Origin of the sequence: Rhodobacter capsulatus (assembly GCF_005144475.1) — a bacterium.
Classification (GTDB): Bacteria; Pseudomonadota; Alphaproteobacteria; order Rhodobacterales; family Rhodobacteraceae; genus Rhodobacter; species Rhodobacter capsulatus_C.
Map to the genome: position 1 here is coordinate 1 of NZ_SWJZ01000059.1, position 14,984 is coordinate 14,984.

The 14,984-nt window shown below is 63.7% G+C and carries 16 protein-coding genes; 4 read left to right on the top strand and 12 right to left on the bottom strand.

Features of this window, described 5'->3' with window-relative positions:
• Together FBT96_RS13685 and FBT96_RS13690 are read right to left on the bottom strand one after the other, a co-directional pair.
• Window positions 1–1,013 (bottom strand): DHA2 family efflux MFS transporter permease subunit (locus FBT96_RS13685; protein WP_136907577.1); only part of this gene is annotated, 1,013 nt, incomplete at its 3' end.
• A 2-nt stretch (window positions 1,014–1,015) separates the two neighbouring features.
• Window positions 1,016–2,278, bottom strand: coding sequence for an HlyD family secretion protein (locus FBT96_RS13690; RefSeq protein ID WP_212635393.1), 1,263 nt, complete (start codon window positions 2,276–2,278; stop codon window positions 1,016–1,018).
• A gap of 101 nt (window positions 2,279–2,379) precedes the next feature.
• On the opposite strand from FBT96_RS13690, the gene FBT96_RS13695 reads away from it, so the two are divergent.
• Window positions 2,380–3,018, top strand: coding sequence for a TetR/AcrR family transcriptional regulator (locus tag FBT96_RS13695; RefSeq protein ID WP_136907579.1), 639 nt, complete (start codon window positions 2,380–2,382; stop codon window positions 3,016–3,018).
• A gap of 17 nt (window positions 3,019–3,035) precedes the next feature.
• Window positions 3,036–3,536, top strand: coding sequence for a TetR/AcrR family transcriptional regulator C-terminal domain-containing protein (locus FBT96_RS13700; RefSeq protein WP_136907581.1), 501 nt, complete (start codon window positions 3,036–3,038; stop codon window positions 3,534–3,536).
• A gap of 29 nt (window positions 3,537–3,565) precedes the next feature.
• Here FBT96_RS13700 and FBT96_RS13705 read toward each other — a convergent pair whose 3' ends face one another.
• Together FBT96_RS13705 and traA are read right to left on the bottom strand one after the other, a co-directional pair.
• Window positions 3,566–4,306, bottom strand: a complete 741-nt coding sequence (locus FBT96_RS13705) for a DUF6118 family protein (RefSeq protein WP_136907583.1) — start codon at window positions 4,304–4,306, stop codon at window positions 3,566–3,568.
• Between the two features lie 8 nt (window positions 4,307–4,314).
• A complete protein-coding gene (gene traA / locus FBT96_RS13710; RefSeq protein WP_136907585.1) occupies window positions 4,315–7,920 on the bottom strand; it encodes a Ti-type conjugative transfer relaxase TraA in 3,606 nt (1,201 codons plus the stop codon).
• A 252-nt stretch (window positions 7,921–8,172) separates the two neighbouring features.
• On the opposite strand from traA, the gene FBT96_RS13715 reads away from it, so the two are divergent.
• On the top strand, window positions 8,173–8,478 hold the full coding sequence (locus FBT96_RS13715; RefSeq protein WP_136907587.1) for a mobilization protein: 306 nt from the start codon (window positions 8,173–8,175) through the stop codon (window positions 8,476–8,478).
• Complete coding sequence (locus tag FBT96_RS13720; RefSeq protein ID WP_136907589.1) at window positions 8,475–10,124, top strand: type IV secretory system conjugative DNA transfer family protein; 1,650 nt, start codon at window positions 8,475–8,477, stop codon at window positions 10,122–10,124. Before FBT96_RS13715 ends, FBT96_RS13720 begins: the two co-directional genes overlap by 4 nt.
• Before the next feature lie 266 nt (window positions 10,125–10,390).
• Here the strand turns inward: FBT96_RS13720 and FBT96_RS13725 are convergent, their stop codons facing one another.
• The 8 genes from FBT96_RS13725 to FBT96_RS13760 form a co-directional block, all read right to left on the bottom strand.
• On the bottom strand, window positions 10,391–10,687 hold the full coding sequence (locus FBT96_RS13725; protein ID WP_136907591.1) for a hypothetical protein: 297 nt from the start codon (window positions 10,685–10,687) through the stop codon (window positions 10,391–10,393).
• Window positions 10,688–10,724: 37 nt separating this feature from the next.
• Window positions 10,725–11,348, bottom strand: coding sequence for a ParA family partition ATPase (parA, locus tag FBT96_RS13730; RefSeq protein ID WP_032492504.1), 624 nt, complete (start codon window positions 11,346–11,348; stop codon window positions 10,725–10,727).
• Window positions 11,349–11,415: 67 nt separating this feature from the next.
• Entirely contained in the window at window positions 11,416–11,721 is a 306-nt protein-coding gene (locus FBT96_RS13735; RefSeq protein ID WP_136907593.1) for a type II toxin-antitoxin system RelE/ParE family toxin, read from the bottom strand.
• Window positions 11,718–11,987 (bottom strand): CopG family ribbon-helix-helix protein, encoded by a 270-nt coding sequence (locus FBT96_RS13740; protein WP_006473479.1) that lies wholly within the window; start codon window positions 11,985–11,987, stop codon window positions 11,718–11,720. Before FBT96_RS13740 ends, FBT96_RS13735 begins: the two co-directional genes overlap by 4 nt.
• Before the next feature lie 278 nt (window positions 11,988–12,265).
• A complete protein-coding gene (locus FBT96_RS13745) occupies window positions 12,266–13,141 on the bottom strand; it encodes a helix-turn-helix domain-containing protein (RefSeq protein ID WP_455769544.1) in 876 nt (291 codons plus the stop codon).
• Between the two features lie 196 nt (window positions 13,142–13,337).
• Entirely contained in the window at window positions 13,338–13,547 is a 210-nt protein-coding gene (locus FBT96_RS13750; protein ID WP_017502925.1) for a ribbon-helix-helix protein, CopG family, read from the bottom strand.
• 97 nt (window positions 13,548–13,644) lie between these two features.
• A complete protein-coding gene (locus tag FBT96_RS13755) occupies window positions 13,645–14,247 on the bottom strand; it encodes a recombinase family protein (protein ID WP_276320790.1) in 603 nt (200 codons plus the stop codon).
• A gap of 131 nt (window positions 14,248–14,378) precedes the next feature.
• Window positions 14,379–14,984 (bottom strand): MFS transporter (locus FBT96_RS13760; protein WP_136907597.1); only part of this gene is annotated, 606 nt, incomplete at its 5' end.

Genomic DNA, 14,984 nt, shown 5'->3' on the forward strand with positions numbered 1-14,984 from the left:
TTGGCCATCAGCTTGCCGACGATCGGCGCTGTCACGACGGCGAGGATCCCCATAGGTGCGGTCGCGAATCCTGCCCAGGTCGCGGTGTAGCCCATCATCTGCTGAAGCCAGAGCGGCGTCAGCATGATGTTGCCGAAGAAAAGCCCGAACATCAGGCCGAGCGAGACGGTTGACACCACCCAATTGCGGGAGCGGAACACTGAGAGGTCAAGGACGGGTTCTTCGTCCGTCAGTTCCCATATGACCAGAGAGACCAGGGCGATAAACGCGATGATCGCCATGGCGACGATGAAGGATGAGGAAAACCAGTCGAGTTCGCGGCCCTTGTCAATCATCGTCTGGAAGGCGCTGACGAAGACGACAAGCAGAAGCAGCCCGACCACATCGATGCGCTGATGCTCGATCGGCGTTTCGCGATTGCGCATGATCAGCCACACGATGCCGCCCACCAGTGCGCCGAACAGAATGTTGATGTAGAAAATCCAGCCCCAATGGTAGTTATCGGAGATATAGCCGCCCAGGATCGGCCCGAAGATCGGGGCAACCACAGTCGTCATTCCCCAAATCGCCAGGCCGATATTGGCCTTTTCCTTCGGGAAGATCGACATGAGCAAGGTGGACGAAAGCGGAATGAGCGGCCCGCCCGCGAAGCCCTGCATGATCCGGAACAGCACGAGCAGCCCGAGACTGCCGGACAGGCCGCAAAGGATCGAGCAAATCACGAAGGCGATAACGCAGGCCGTGAATAGGCGGACTTCCCCGAACCGCCGCGCAAGCCAGCCGGTCAGCGGCACGGTGATCGCCTCGGCGACGGCATAGGCGGTGATGATCCATGTGCCTTCCGTGGTGGAAACACCGAGATCGCCCGATATTGTCGGCATGGCGACATTGGCGATCGTGGTGTCAAGCACGACCATGAAATTGCCGAACGACAGGGCCGCCGCCGCCAGCGCCAGGGTGCCACCCGTCAGCGGCGGATAGCCACCAGCTCCATGCTTCGGATCACCGGACATTTTCAGTCGGCTCCCGAAAGGTCGATCGTCGTGTGCATGGAAAGCCCGACGCGCAAGGGGTGCTGTGCGATCTCCTTCGGATCGAGCGTGATGCGAACGGGAAGGCGCTGGACGACTTTGATCCAGTTGCCGGTCGCGTTCTGAGCGGGGATCGCCGCGAAGGCGGAGCCTGTACCCCCGGAGAACCCCGCGACGCGGCCGTGATAGACGACATCGGAGCCATAGAGGTCGGAAGTCAGCTCGACAGGCTGGCCGGGCTTGACGCGGGCAAGCTGCACTTCCTTGAAATTGGCATCGACGTACATCTTTTGCAGCGGCACGACGACCATGATCGCCGTGCCGGCCTGGACGCGCTGACCAACGGCCACGCGGCGCTGATCGACAATGCCGGCGACTGGTGCCCGGATGACGGCTCGGGCAAGGTCTACCTTGGCCTGATTCAACTTTACCTGCGCGGCCACAACCTCGGGATTCGTATCGACCGTGGTGTCATCGAACAGCACTTGATTGGCATGGCGCGCGCCGGCAGCGGCATCGCTGCTCGCTTGTGCGGAAGTAATCCGGGCCTCGGCTTGCGAAACCGCCGCCCGCGCCTGCTGCACGATCGTATTAACGTCATCGAGCTTCTGAGTGGAGATGACGTGATTCACAATGAGTTGTTGGGCTCGCCCCTGATCAAGAAGCGCCTTGTCGAGATCAGCTTGCGCGCGGACCAGATCGGCGCGCGCCGTCGCCACGTCCGCCTTACGCGCTTCCTCCTGGCTCGCAAGATTGTCGTCGTTCGCCATGATCTGACGAACCTTGCGGCGGGCCTGCCCGAGCGCCGCCTCGGCCTGCTCGACAGCCAGTCGCAAATCCGTGTCGTCCAACTCGACCAGAACGTCGCCGGCCTCGACATGCTGGCTGTTGACGACCAGAACGCGCTTGACGGGGGCGCTGACAAGCGGCGTCACCTGGGCGACTTCGACATTCGTATAGGCGTTCTCCGTCGATACGGCGTCGGCCGCGATGAACGTCGCCCATCCCCACCATGACGCCCCGGCCAGCGCCAGCAGGCCGCCGAAGATGAGAAACAGCCGCTTGCGCTGCCCCTTCTTCGGCGCGGGTCGATCGGTCGTGTCTTGCCCGGAAGCAGGCGCGTCCGATGCAGAATCATCCCTGCTTGTGGTTTCGGCCTTGGGAGCGGGGCCGGCGTGTTCCGGGTGGCCCTCGTCCATCTGATCCCGGCCATCGTCTGCTGAGGGTGCTTGCTTCACGAGTTCCATGATTTCCGTTCGCACGATTGGTAATGATTAGTACCATTTGACTTATTAGGTAAGGTAACGTACCTTACCAGTCAAGCGAAATCTGAACAGGAACCCAGGAAATGGCTCCAACTGCACGCGCAAGGCGATCGTCCCAGGATGACCGCCGCGCTGCCATTCTCGACGCCGCCGCCGAAGTTTTCTTCGAGCAGGGCTATGCTGCAACGAGCATTGACGCGATTATCGAGCGCATCGGCGGCTCGAAGCGCAACATCTACAACGAGTTCGGAAACAAGGAGGGCCTGTTCACCGCCCTGGTGTCCGAAAGCGCGGATACAGCCCTGGCGGCGCTCTCGGTCGAAAAATTCAAAGGCCGCGACCTTGCCGGAATCCTGCTCGAATTCGGCCGGCGATTAATGGAAATCTACATGTCGCCGGCGCTGATCGGCGTCTATCGCTCGATCATGCCCGAAGCCCTGCGCTTCCCCGAATTGGCGAAGGATTTTTACGACAAGGGGCCAGGGCGTGCCTCGGACCGGCTCGCTGAGGTGTTGGAGGACGCCAAGGCTCGCGGCGAAATTCACATTGGCGACTGCCACGCGGCGGCCGACCACTTCGTCGGCATGTTCCGTGACAACCTTCACCTGAAGGTCGTTCTTGGCCTGCGCTCACCGCCGTCGCCTACGGAGGCCGAGGCCGCCGTGGTTTCTGCGATAGGCATCTTCTTGCATGGAATCTACGGGGCAGGCCGCCCACAATAGCCGAGAGGAGACATGGAATGACCATCCCTCATCGAAAGACCTTCGGGGTGGAGACGCCGCCGCTGGATGTGGCCCGCACATTTGAGGACTGGTGGAGCGACGATGATAATGGCGAGGTTCGCGCTGTTCTTGTCGATCTCGGGAGCCGCCTTCTCAGGGCGATCACATCTCCACTGGTTGTTTCGATATACCGGGCCGCAAGCGATCCTGCCGCTTCACCGGGCTTCGCCAGACAATTTTACGAAAGCGGCCCTAGAAGCGTTGTAGCCGGTCTCGCGGAGATTCTTGGTGAGGCGGCCGCAAGGGGCGAGATTGATGTGGAGGATTGCGAAGTTGCCTCCGTCCAGTTCATCGGCATGGTTCGCGGCAATCTTCAGCTTGAGGTCATGCTTGGTCTACGACCAGCGCCGCCGCCCGCCGAAATTGACAACATCGTGCGAATTGCGGTCGATGCCTTCCTTCGCAGCGTGAAATCCAGCGGACCCCGCACGATAACGGTGCCTCAACATCATATCTGAGCTGCCCCCCTGACAAAGACAAATCGGCTCTACGGCTGCGCCGGCGCTGCAACGGTGATGGTGCAACGCTGATCTTTCTTCGACTTTGCGGCCGTCTCGGCGCACGCGGTAAGCGCCTCCCGATTGGCGCGGACAAGGCTGTCTGCATCGAGAATGCTTTGCCAGCCTCCGGGGCTTCCCGACTTCATGAGCGCGATTCCGGCGTTCCAGCGATCGGCGTTCAGGACGGTCGAGGCAACGGCCATGTCGAGCGACCCATACAGCACGCGCGGCGCGAACAGCGTCAACAGCACGCCGAAGACTAGGCCGGCCGCTCCTGCGCCGCAAAGCCACCAATCCTGCTGACGACGCGCACGCGCGGTCCTGACGCACGCGCGAAGATCGCCGGCCACGCGCTCGAGGACTTGTCCTCGAGCCTCGATCGTGCGGCCGGCATTCTCCGAAATTCGATCGCCGGCGTTCTCGAGCGCGCGGGCGTAGTGATCGGGTCCATTCCTGAGCGCCGGCAACTTCTGCAAGGATTCAAGGGCCTGGCCGACAACGGCAACCTGTTTGACGATGCGGCCAAGCTCCGGACCATAATCGGGCGGCTGCTGGAATTTCTCGAACTGATCGAACGCCGCTTCCACCCCTTTGCGGATGACGGTCATTTCGCCGCCAACGTCGCGGGCCAGCTTCTCCACCGATAGCCGCAACGCATCAAAAGCCTGGGCCGGATCGCCAGCGTCAACCTGTTCGTCTGGTTCGAATCCCTCGCTGTCGTCTGTCATGGCGTCTCCTATCGTTCCATCCCGAGGCTCTGGCTCCGGCTGCGTGTAAGGCTCTGCTCCATGTCGCGGGCGAGGCTTTCGCTCTGCCGTCCCTGATGGATTCCAAGGTCCTGCTTGCGATTGCGCAGGATCGATTCAACCTGCGGATCGCGCTCAAGGCTCTGAGCCATGCCGCGCATTTGTCCCTCGACCTTGCCGCGCGCCTCGTCGTGCTGCCAGCCGCGAAGCTCTTGGCGCTGCCCCTGTAGCTCCTGCCAGCGGTTGACGAACCGCTCGGCCCTGACGTTCGGGTCCGCCAGTGCGGCGCGCTCCCGATCCATGCCGGCGATGAGCTGGCCGGCGCGCTCGCGGCCGGAAAGCTCGGTCATCGCCTGCCGGGTCTCAGGGTCATGCTGCAAGGCCGACACCATGAGCGCCGATGTTCCCGGCCGCGCCTGGTCGAGCTGCTGCCCCGCAAGGCGCATCTCCTGCTTTTGCGCTTCGAGTACGGGCAAGCCCTCGCGGACATTCCTGTCGGCGGCATCGAAGGCCCGCGCATAGCGGTCAACGGCTCGCTCCATGTCGCTCGGCCGCCGCAAGCGGTCTGCCTGCCGGTCCTGCGCCGGCGCCTGCCGCAAGCTCCCTTCCCTTTCCGGCTGACGCTGCATCCGCGATGCCTCTCCGCGCTCCTGGGAGACCACAGGAGCCGCATTGAGCCTCAAGCCGTCGAACATGCCGCGTCGGGGCTTCTCGGCCCTATCTGGCCGCTCCTGGGCCGCCTCGGCGCGGTCCTGCTGCGGCCGTTCGGCCGCTGCTCCGCGCCCGAGTTTCAGGCCCTCGAACGGATTGCGGCGCTGGCGCTGCTGATCCTGGGCGAGATCCTCGGCGCGGGAAACCCGCGCGAGATCCTCGCCCATTTTTTCGGCCTCCACGGTTGGCCGCTGCGCCCGATCCTGCGAATGACGCTCGGCCCGGGTTTGCTCCTGCGTCGACTCCCTGTCCGGACGTAGCTCGATCTCGCTCCGGACGCCCATTTGCTCCGCGATCCCGCGCCGCTCGGCAAAGTCGCGCGTGTAATCGAGCGTGGTTTCCTTCACGCCCGACCGGCTGAGCCGGTTTTCAAGCTGCCGATAGGCCAGCTCCCCGCCCTCATGCACCTTCCACGAATTGCGCTCGGCCGTGCTGCCGTCCGGAAGGCGGACCGTCTCCGATCCGCGATGCTCAAGGCCGATTTTATCCCCGATCTCCGGCGCGGCCTCTTTCATGGCGCGCTCAAGGTCCACGCCCCAAATCGTGTGTTTCTGGCCGCGATCGTTTTCCAGCGTCACGAAATAGCTGTCGCGGTTCTTCGGGTCGTTCTGATAGGGCGCGGTCCCATGCTCGACCAGGCGGCCGGCGTTCCGGTCGGCAAACTCGTCCATGCCGGCATAGAGCTGCGCGCCGTCGCGATGCCGGGTCATGGCGACATAGGTTAGATGCCGATCCATCGTGCCCGACGCCATCACATAGGCGCGGTCGACCGTCGCGCCCTGGTTCTTGTGAATCGTCGTCGCATAGCCATGGTCGACGGCGCGATAGTCGCCCATCGGCACGCTGATGCTGTCGCCGCCCTTACCGTCGAGCTGCGCGACGATCCGGCCGGCCTCGACACTTTCGACCGTGCCAAGCATCCCGTTCTTGACGCCAAGGTCGCGGTCGTTCTCCAAAAACACGATGCGGTCGCCCGGCGCGAACGATCGTTTTCCGTCATTGGTCGGGAATGTCAGCTCGCCGGCGTCCTCCCCTTTCGCCAGCTCGCCGCGCTCCTGCAGGGCCGATCTGATCTCATCATTGATGGCCCGCACATCGGCCCGGCGATGCGCCATCGCAACGCGCGTGCCCTCCGGCCGCTCACCGCGATCGGCAAGGTAATCGCGCACGATCTCGCCGCGTGCCTCGTCCTTCGTCTCGCTGAGCCGAATGTCGCCATGCTCGCGATAGGCGGCCAATCCCTCGGCCGTCCGGTGCGTGGCGAAGTCAACGGATGCGCCCCGCTGCCAGTCCACGCGCTGCCGGCGAATCTCGGACAGCTCCGCATGGCCGATCTGCTCGGCAATGGCGCGGAAGGGTGCGCCGGCCCCGATCGCCTGTAGCTGCTCATGATCGCCGACTAGGACGATCTTCGCCCCGCGCACCTCGGCCTCGTTGATGAAGCGGGAGAGCTGACGGCTCCCGACCATGCCCGCCTCGTCGATCACGAACACGTCGCCGCGGCCGAGTGTGCCGCGGTCGTTCTGCCAGCGATATTCATATGACGCGAGCGTGCGGCTTTGGATGCCCGAAGATTCCTCTAAGCCCTCGGCCGCCTTCCCCGACAAGGCCGCGCCGTGCACCGTGTAGCCCTGGGCCTCCCATGCCTCGCGTGCGGCCGCCAGCATCGTGCTCTTGCCCGCGCCGGCATAGCCGACAACTGCCGCGATCTGCTCCGGCCCGGTGATATGCTCGATCGCCTGGCGCTGCTCGTCCGAAAGCCGGGCGGAAGCATCGCCGGCGCTCCGCTGAATCGCCGCGTCCTGGCGCTCGATCGCACGGCCCACATGCCGCCGATCGACACCGTAGGTTTCCGCCTCGTGCATCCGCTCGGCCGATTTCGCCATGCCGGATTCGATCTCGACCATTTCGCGGGTCGAATACCGGGCAAGCTCGATCTCGCCTGTTTCGGGGTTCGTCCGCTCGCGCTGTAACTCGACCAGGGAGGGCGAGGCCATGACCGTCGCAAAGGCATTCTGGAACGCCTGCGGATCGTCATTGATGTAGCGATGCAGCGTGCGTGCAATGTCGTGCCGATCGAACACACTCTTTTCGTTCGTGACGATCGAAAGAACCTGCTCCGGCTTCTCCCTGATGAGGTCCGCGTTGCGCTGCGCCGCTTCCTCGCTGAGCCGCGCCCGGTCAACGTCCATACCCTTGCGCTGCATCTGCGTGGCATGGACACCCATATGCTCGGTCGGCTCTAGCTCTAGGCCACGCTCCTGATGCGAGCGATGGTCAATCCGAATATCCAGGCCGGCCATCGCCAAATGCTCGTTCGCATGGCTCTCCCACGATTGGCGAATGTCGCGGAGCTGCATTTGCGTGGTCGGCAAGTCGTTGGATAGCAACCACTTATTCTCACGCTCGATATAGGTCTTGTCGCCAAGCCCTTCCTCTCCGACCTGCCGCGTCGTCATCAACAGGTGCGCGTGATGGTTCCGAACGTCGCTCGCCTCATGCGGCTGATGAATGGCGAAATCGACCGCCCCGCCGTAGCGGTTCGCCAAGTCCTGGGCGAACTCCCGCGTCAGCTCTAGCCGCTGCTCGGCCGTCAGCTCATGCGGAAGCGCGATTTCAAACTCGCGGGCGACACGCGCGTCTTTTCGACTCTCGGCCGCCTCGGCAGCGTTCCACAGGTCCGACCGATCGCGCGCCCAATCGGCGTTGACGCCTTCGGGCAAGACGATTTCCGCGTGTTCGACGCCCTGCTTGCGGGAAAAGTCATGCGTGATGCCGTCGCGCTCATTTGTCAGGCGCTCGCCGGCACGATAGGCGGCAGAGGCGACGGCGCTACGGCCCTTCGCCCGCGAAACGGTCTTCATGCTGGCATGATAGATCGCCAAACGCCGTCCTGCCTTTCCCGATCTGCGATCAGCGCGCTTGAGTTGCGAAGCAACTCGTAAGTGCGCCCTTCTCAACTCAATCGCTTCGCTCTTTCGTCGCTCGGTGTGGCACTTGCGGCAACGTCGATGCAATGAACTGATGCTCCGATTGTGCTGCAAGACCGGCGAATTTTCAAGCAAAACAGCCAAACAACTGGAAATCACGACCGGGAATGATAGACTTGGCAAGCGAACGGAAAAGGAGATTGAGACATGGCGCGCAAAACGATCGAACAACGTCTGGCCGAACTGGATGCACAGCGCGCCACACTCAAAGCTCGCCTGACCAAACAGGAACGCGCTAACGATACACGCCGTAAGGTGCTGCTCGGCGCGCTCGTCCTGCATCGCCTCGAAAACTCCAACGATCCCGATTTCACCAAGCGGCTCGGTGACTGGCTCCGTCGAGAACTGCCCGGATTCCTGACACGCGACGGCGATAAGGAACTCTTTGCCGATCTACTCGGCAAGGCGGCCGACACGCAAACGACAGGGAGCGCCGGGGAGGCCGGCTCATGAATCAGGCGACACTTGCATGGGCCGCGTTCAAAAACATGCTGCGCGCTGCCGCCCGCGATCCGGTATGGGCGTTGATTAGCGTCATTCTCTCGCCGCTCCGGGGCGGGCGCTATCTGCTGCAAGTCGGCGCTTTCATTCTGTTCATTACGCTCGTTCTCGCCGCCATCGCCAACGGCATCCCGCAAGAATGGTGGATCGCCAGAACGATTGCCGGCCTGTTCGTCATTGCCGTCTTTCTCATCCTCGTCTTCCGCGTCCTCACCAATCCCATGATTGAGCATTTCGGGGACATGGAAGGCGAAACCCACGGCTCGGCCCGCTTCGCCACCAACAAGGAAGTGGCTCCCTTCACCCGCGCCGATACCGGCCTGCTGATCGGCCGGGACGCCAAAACGAAAAAGCCGCTGCGCTATGACGGCCCGGCCCATCTTCTGACCATGGCACCGACGCGCACCGGCAAGGGCGTCGGAACCATCATCCCCAATCTGCTCACCGCCGACCGCTCCGTGATCTGCATCGACCCCAAGGGCGAGAATGCGAAAATCGCAGGCCGCGCCCGTGAAAAGTTCGGGCCGGTCCATGTCCTCGATCCTTTCGGCGTTACCGGCCTGCCCTCGGCCGCCTTCAATCCGCTCGACCAACTCGACCTGGCCGGCCTCGATGTGGCCGAAGACGCAAGCACCCTGGCCGACGCCCTCGTGTTCGATGAACCGGGCATGGCCGGCGAAGCCCATTGGAACGAGGAAGCCAAGGCGCTGATTGCTGGCCTCATCCTCCATATAGCCGCCCAGGAGCCGCGTGAGCGCCGAAACCTCGCCACCCTGCGCGACTATCTCACACTCGCCCCGGAAGCCTTCTCCACGCTCCTGAAGGACATGCAGGCGTCCCCTGAAGCGGCCGGCCTGGTCGCCCGCGCCGCAAACCGTCACCTCGGCAAATCCGATCGTGAGGCGGCCGGCGTGCTGTCGGCCGCGCAGCGCCATACCCATTTCCTCGACAGCCCGCGCATGGTCGCCGTCCTCGGCCGCTCCGATTTCCGCTTTGCCGATCTCAAGCGCCGCAACGTCTCGGTCTTCCTCGTCCTGCCGCCCGATCGGCTATCGACCTATTCGCGCTGGCTGCGCCTGCTCGTCGCCCAAAGCCTCACCGACATGGCGCGCGATCCGGCCAAGCCCGCCGTGCCGGTCCTCTACCTGCTCGATGAGTTCGCCGCCCTCGGCCACCTGGCCCCCGTCGAGCGCGCCATGGGCCTCATGGCCGGCTACGGCGTCCAGCTCTGGCCGATCCTGCAAGACGTTCACCAGCTCCGCGCCACCTACGGCCAGCGCGCCGGCACATTCCTGTCGAACGCCGGCGTCCTACAGGTTTTCGGCGTCAACGATCACGACAGCGCCCGCCTCGTCTCCGATCTGCTCGGGCAAGAGACGGTCGTGTTCCAGACCATGAGCCGCGCCCTCGATGCCGAAAAGACCGGCATCACCTACGGCGAGCAACACACCGCCCGGCCGCTGCTGACCCCGGATGAGGTCCGCAACCTGCCGCAGAATGTCGAATTGCTGTTCCTCGCCGGGCAACGGCCGATCGTCGCCGGCAAGCTCGCCTATTATGCCGATTCCGAGTTCCGGGGGCTGTATGACGCTCCCTGACGTAACAAGAAGCGGACCCGGCGCTTTGCGCCGGGACTTTGTTACGAACGGCCCTCCGGCTCTCTACGGCGCTATTGGGGAGCGCGTTCGCCTCCGAGCCGGCGCGGCTTGCGCCGCGATCCACCCGCCGACCTGGTGCAAGCTCAGGGAAAACCACGGCCGCGACGATAGCCCCCCGGCCGGCCCGCTCTCATCATCTAGGGCCGTAGGGACGGTCGGGGGGTGGGCCACACGCGCAAGCATTAGCGTATTTAGCTATTTACGTATCAACGTGCATAAGGCTCGATCGGCGGCAATCCGTGCTGTGCCAGAACGGCCGAAAGCCCGGCCTCGGCCATCGCCTGAATTGTCGTGCCCTCTGCATCTGCGAGCTGGCGAAGGCGCTGCCAGTCCGATCGCCGGACCTTGACCGTAAGCGCGACAGTCTCGCCCCCTCCCCTCTTTCGCCTCGGCGTCGGGATTTCCACGACCGGGCGGTCGTCCTCGATCGCTGCAAGGCTGGTGGCTTCCGCGCCGGCCCTCGGGCGGGTGAAGGCCGCGAGGCCGGTTGCTTTCTTTGCCATAGGTTTCGCTCCTTCAATACGCTCTTTACGTATTTAGCTATTTACGTTCTAAGGTGTCCTTGATCCACGCCCACAAAGCCCGGATTTCCTCGGCTGCCCTGCCCTCGGCCTCGAACTCCGTCACGGCGCTGCCGGTCGTGACGGCGCGGGCGAACGCGCGCCGGTCGGTAATCTCGCCGGGGACGATCGGCAGGCCGTAGGCTTCCAGCGCCGCGCGCGTCTCCCCGATCTCGGGCGCGCGGAACGGGCAGGCGGACAGGACGAACGCACCGCGCACCTTCGCGGCCGTCACGATCTCGACGGCGGCCGGGACCGCAGCGAGGTCAAACGCGGAAGGTCGGACCGGAATCAAGACCAGCTCCGACCTTCGGGCTATCTGGCCGGCCGCCGGGGCGGCATGGGGCGGGGCGTCCACTACTGCCAAGGTCATACCCTCGCCCTCGGCCGCCCTAAGCGCGGCGTCCAGCTCCCCGGCCTGCGCCGTGGCGACGATCGGCGTTCCGGCTTCCCGCGCGCTCGCCCATGCGGTCGCGCTTTCCTGTGGGTCCGCGTCGATGACGCAAACCCGTTCTCCGGTCGCCTCGGCCGCCACGGCGGTATGAACCGAAAGCGTGGTTTTTCCGCTCCCGCCCTTCTGGCTCAAAAACGCAATGACGTTCATGCGTCAATCCTTCTTTGCGTGAATACGTATTAAAGCATATAGCTAAGAACGTTACTACGTCTTTAAGCTAGTGCGGCCATTCCTCGGCCGGCCAGTCCCGCGACGTGTGGATGACGCGCACGATCACGACGCTTTCCCAGCCCGCTACGTCCCGCAGCTCATAGGCGATAATGTAGGGATGACGGGCGAGGGACTTTTCATAGGTCCCGCTCACCCGCCCCGGCCGGCCGGTCGCAAATTCGCCGAGCTTGTTCCCGGCGTCCTCGATCGCGTCCACGACCCGTTCGGCGGCGAATGGGTTGTCCTCTGCGATATAGCGCAGGATTTCGAGGTTATCCCGCTGCGCCTCAATCGACCAGACAACCGGCCTCATCCGCGCGCGGCTTTCCGGCGCTTCGCTTCCTCGATAACCTCACGCATTTCCGCGACGGCCTGCGCATGAGGGATCACTCGGCCGGCCGCCGCATCGGCCATGCCGCGCTTGATACCGTCGATGATTTCAAGCTCGCGATCGACATAGGCGGCGACGGCCTCGCCGGCGAGGAAGGATTTGCTTCGCTGCGTGTCGTTCGCGATCCGGTCGAGCTTTTCTTTCACATCGGGCCTAACCCGAATCGTCATGGTGGTGCTGGCGGTCATGGAATCGCCTCCGTGTGTTGAATTGTGTACATTCTAGCACGGTTTCCCGGCCGCCGCTATCGCCTTCTATCAAGGTAATACGTTTACACGTCAATACGTATTAACGTAAATAATTAAGCGCCGCCCTTGCCCTTCACTCCCTCTCGAAAGCCCATAGGACGCTGGCCGCAGGCGCGAACGGTGCGGATTAGGCGGTGAGGGTGCCGTTTCCCGGCCCGCCTATACGCGGGCCGGAACCGCCGCAGGGCCGCGTGAGCGTCCCGAACAGCGGCGTCCGCTTATGTTTGCCCTCTTAGATAAAGATTAGATGGGGATTCAGTCTGGTTATCGGACTCACGTTTCATCACACTCTTTGCCAGCATCACGAGGGCCTTTCCGAGCGGGCCATCGCCGGCGTCGAGCTGCGTTCGCTCTTCGAGGGGCAGGGTGGTCTTGTAGGCGCTAATTGCCTCGCTCCAAGCCCGCTGATCCTGTCCATGATCGGCAGGCGGGGGCGGGGCCTTGCCGAACCGGCCGAGAAACTGACGGGCCTTTTCCGGCAGGGACAGGCGATAGGCGTTGCTCGCCTGCTGGACCTGTGGGCCGCGCCCCTCGTTCCCGGTCGGCTCGTAGCGCCGCAGCCAGTCGATGAAGCCATGCGTCCGCAGGTTCTTCAGCGCCCGCACGATCGTATCCCGCGACCGGCCCAAACGGTCCATGATCGTGGTGATTGATGGCTCTAGCCGGCCGGTGCGGAAGTCGATGAGATTGACGAACAGCCGCAGCACGTCCAGCGCCACCGATCCTAGCGGCCCGCTGCGCTCGCCCTTCTCGTGCAATCCGGCCTCGTTGTATATTTCGGCCGCCTTCAAGATCGCCTGCACGTCCTTGCGTGTCGTCGGCCGCCATATACGACCCTCCGATCGCCCCCGGATATGACTATGCCGGCGAACTGGCGTCGGGCAGCGCGGGGCAGGGGGCGGAAAGACCAGCCCTAGCGCGGTCTGTCCCGATCCCCGCAGGGCGGCCCGGCGCTCATGGGCGAGCGTCGTAAGCTCGCCGGCCTCGTCGTCGGTGAGCTGGCCCGCGCCGTATCGGCTCCAAACCTCCCGCATGATCTCATCAAGCGCGTTCCCGCGCGCGCAGCCGATCGCGGCCGCGTAGTGCGTCCTCAACATATGCCCTCGTCCTTCCATTTGAAGGACATGACGGCGCGGACGGCAGGCACGGCGCTCCCGTTTCCGCAAGAATCAATCTTGCGAATTGGAGTGCTCTAGCGTAGATAGGGGGAGACTTATCGGCCCCGGCTCTACGGTGTGTCTGACGGCCTACAAAAACGCTCGACCGTTGGCGCGGTCGGGCGTTTTGCCGTTATGTCCCTTGCTTCGCTTCGATATAGAACCTCAACGCTTCTTCGATGATCGGCGCGCGAGCTGACGCGCCCCGTTGCTCCTTGATCCTGTCGATTGCCTCGACAAGCTCGCCCGGAACATAGGTATTCAACGCCACGCGGCCGGCCGCGATCTGCCGCGCCCTGTGGGCGGCAACGCCCCTGCGAATCTCTTCCGCGCGTTCCTTCATGTTTACAACTAAGAGCAAGCCGCCCGATTCTGCAATCCCTTGCGGAAGGAATCGGGAAAGGCACTACTTCTAGGGTCGCCAGCTAAACGTAGTAACGTCAATGCGTATTCACGTTATTGCGTTCTATAGCCCGGTAGAGCGTGGCGCGATGCACCCCCAAAAGCCGGGCGACTTCCGCCACCGGCTTCTTGTCCTCATGGATGAGCTGGCGGGCGTGGGCGATCTGCTCGGCCGACAGGGCAGGGGAAGGACCAAACCGCACACCTCGGGCCTTCGCCGCGATCCGGCCGGCGCTCGTGCGGTCCACGATCAAGCTGCGCTCGAAATCCGCGATGCCGGCGAACACGGTCAACACCATGCGCCCGGCCGGCGTCGTGGTGTCGGCCCACGGCTCGGCCAGCGAGCGCAGGCCCGCGCCGGCCTCTTTGATCCGCTCCGCGATCGCCAGAAGGTCGGCCGTCGATCGCGCGAGGCGGTCTAGCCGGGTGATCGTCACCACGTCGCCGGCGCGCAAGTGGTCGAGCATCCGCACCAGCTCGGGCCGGTCGCGCTTCGCCCCGGAAGCCTTTTCCTCGAAGATGCGGACGCAGCCGGCCGCGCCAAGGGCGGCCCGCTGCTGCTCCAAGTCCTGCCCGCGTGTCGAGACGCGGGCATAGCCGATAAACACCCGGCCGGCGTCGGAATCTGGTTGGCGGTTCACGGCTCCCCCTGTCGCAAATCATGTCGCAAGTGGCGTAGCACTTGCGACAAAGACATGCGACACGAAAACCCCTGATTTTCCGGGGGCGGCCGATCTGTCGCTGGTTTTAGGATTTCCGCGACAATACGGGCTTAGTGGCTCACCTGTTGCAAGGGTCCCTTCGGCCGTTTTGCAAGCCAGACCGCCGCAGCGAATACAAGAATGAGGATCGTCGCCATCGCATAGAAATCGTTGGTCGCGAGCATGACGGCCTGTGCATCGACCATCTTGGAGAACAGGGCCAGGCCGGATTCGGCGGAAAGCCCGTTCGGGGGCGTCAACGTCATGGTCGGGTCGATGATCGAAACAAGGTTGGCGCGAGCCTCCTTCGTCGCGTTCTCCCAATAGGTCGAGGTCAAAGACGCGCCGACCGCCATCGCCATGACGCGAATGAAATTCTGCAAGCCTGATCCGTTGGCGACCTTTTCCGGAGGCAGATCGGACACGGCAAGCGAGGTCAGCGTGACAAGGCAGGCAGGGACGCCAGCGCCCAACACGAACATGGCGAGCGCCACCGACATATAGTCGGCCTGGGCGTTCAGATGGGCGCGCATGAAAAAGGAGATCGCCAGCACGACCATGCCGTAGGTGACGATAAGGCGAGGGTCTAGCTTGGCCATCAGCTTGCCGACGATCGGCGCTGTCACGACGGCGAGGATCCCCATAGGTGCGGTCGCGAATCCTGCCCAGGTCGCGGT

Bases quoted from the DNA above. Each gene is read 5' to 3' on its own strand.
- FBT96_RS13695 (WP_136907579.1), top strand. From the start codon at position 2,380: ATGGCTCCAACTGCACGCGCAAGGCGATCGTCCCAGGATGACCGCCGC.
- FBT96_RS13720 (WP_136907589.1), top strand. From the start codon at position 8,475: ATGAATCAGGCGACACTTGCATGGGCCGCGTTCAAAAACATGCTGCGC.
- FBT96_RS13725 (WP_136907591.1), bottom strand. From the start codon at position 10,687: ATGGCAAAGAAAGCAACCGGCCTCGCGGCCTTCACCCGCCCGAGGGCC.
- FBT96_RS13690 (WP_212635393.1), bottom strand. From the start codon at position 2,278: ATGGAACTCGTGAAGCAAGCACCCTCAGCAGACGATGGCCGGGATCAG.
- FBT96_RS13705 (WP_136907583.1), bottom strand. From the start codon at position 4,306: ATGACAGACGACAGCGAGGGATTCGAACCAGACGAACAGGTTGACGCT.
- FBT96_RS13750 (WP_017502925.1), bottom strand. From the start codon at position 13,547: ATGAAGGAACGCGCGGAAGAGATTCGCAGGGGCGTTGCCGCCCACAGG.
- parA (WP_032492504.1), bottom strand. From the start codon at position 11,348: ATGAACGTCATTGCGTTTTTGAGCCAGAAGGGCGGGAGCGGAAAAACC.
- FBT96_RS13735 (WP_136907593.1), bottom strand. From the start codon at position 11,721: ATGAGGCCGGTTGTCTGGTCGATTGAGGCGCAGCGGGATAACCTCGAA.
- FBT96_RS13715 (WP_136907587.1), top strand. From the start codon at position 8,173: ATGGCGCGCAAAACGATCGAACAACGTCTGGCCGAACTGGATGCACAG.
- FBT96_RS13740 (WP_006473479.1), bottom strand. From the start codon at position 11,987: ATGACCGCCAGCACCACCATGACGATTCGGGTTAGGCCCGATGTGAAA.
- FBT96_RS13700 (WP_136907581.1), top strand. From the start codon at position 3,036: ATGACCATCCCTCATCGAAAGACCTTCGGGGTGGAGACGCCGCCGCTG.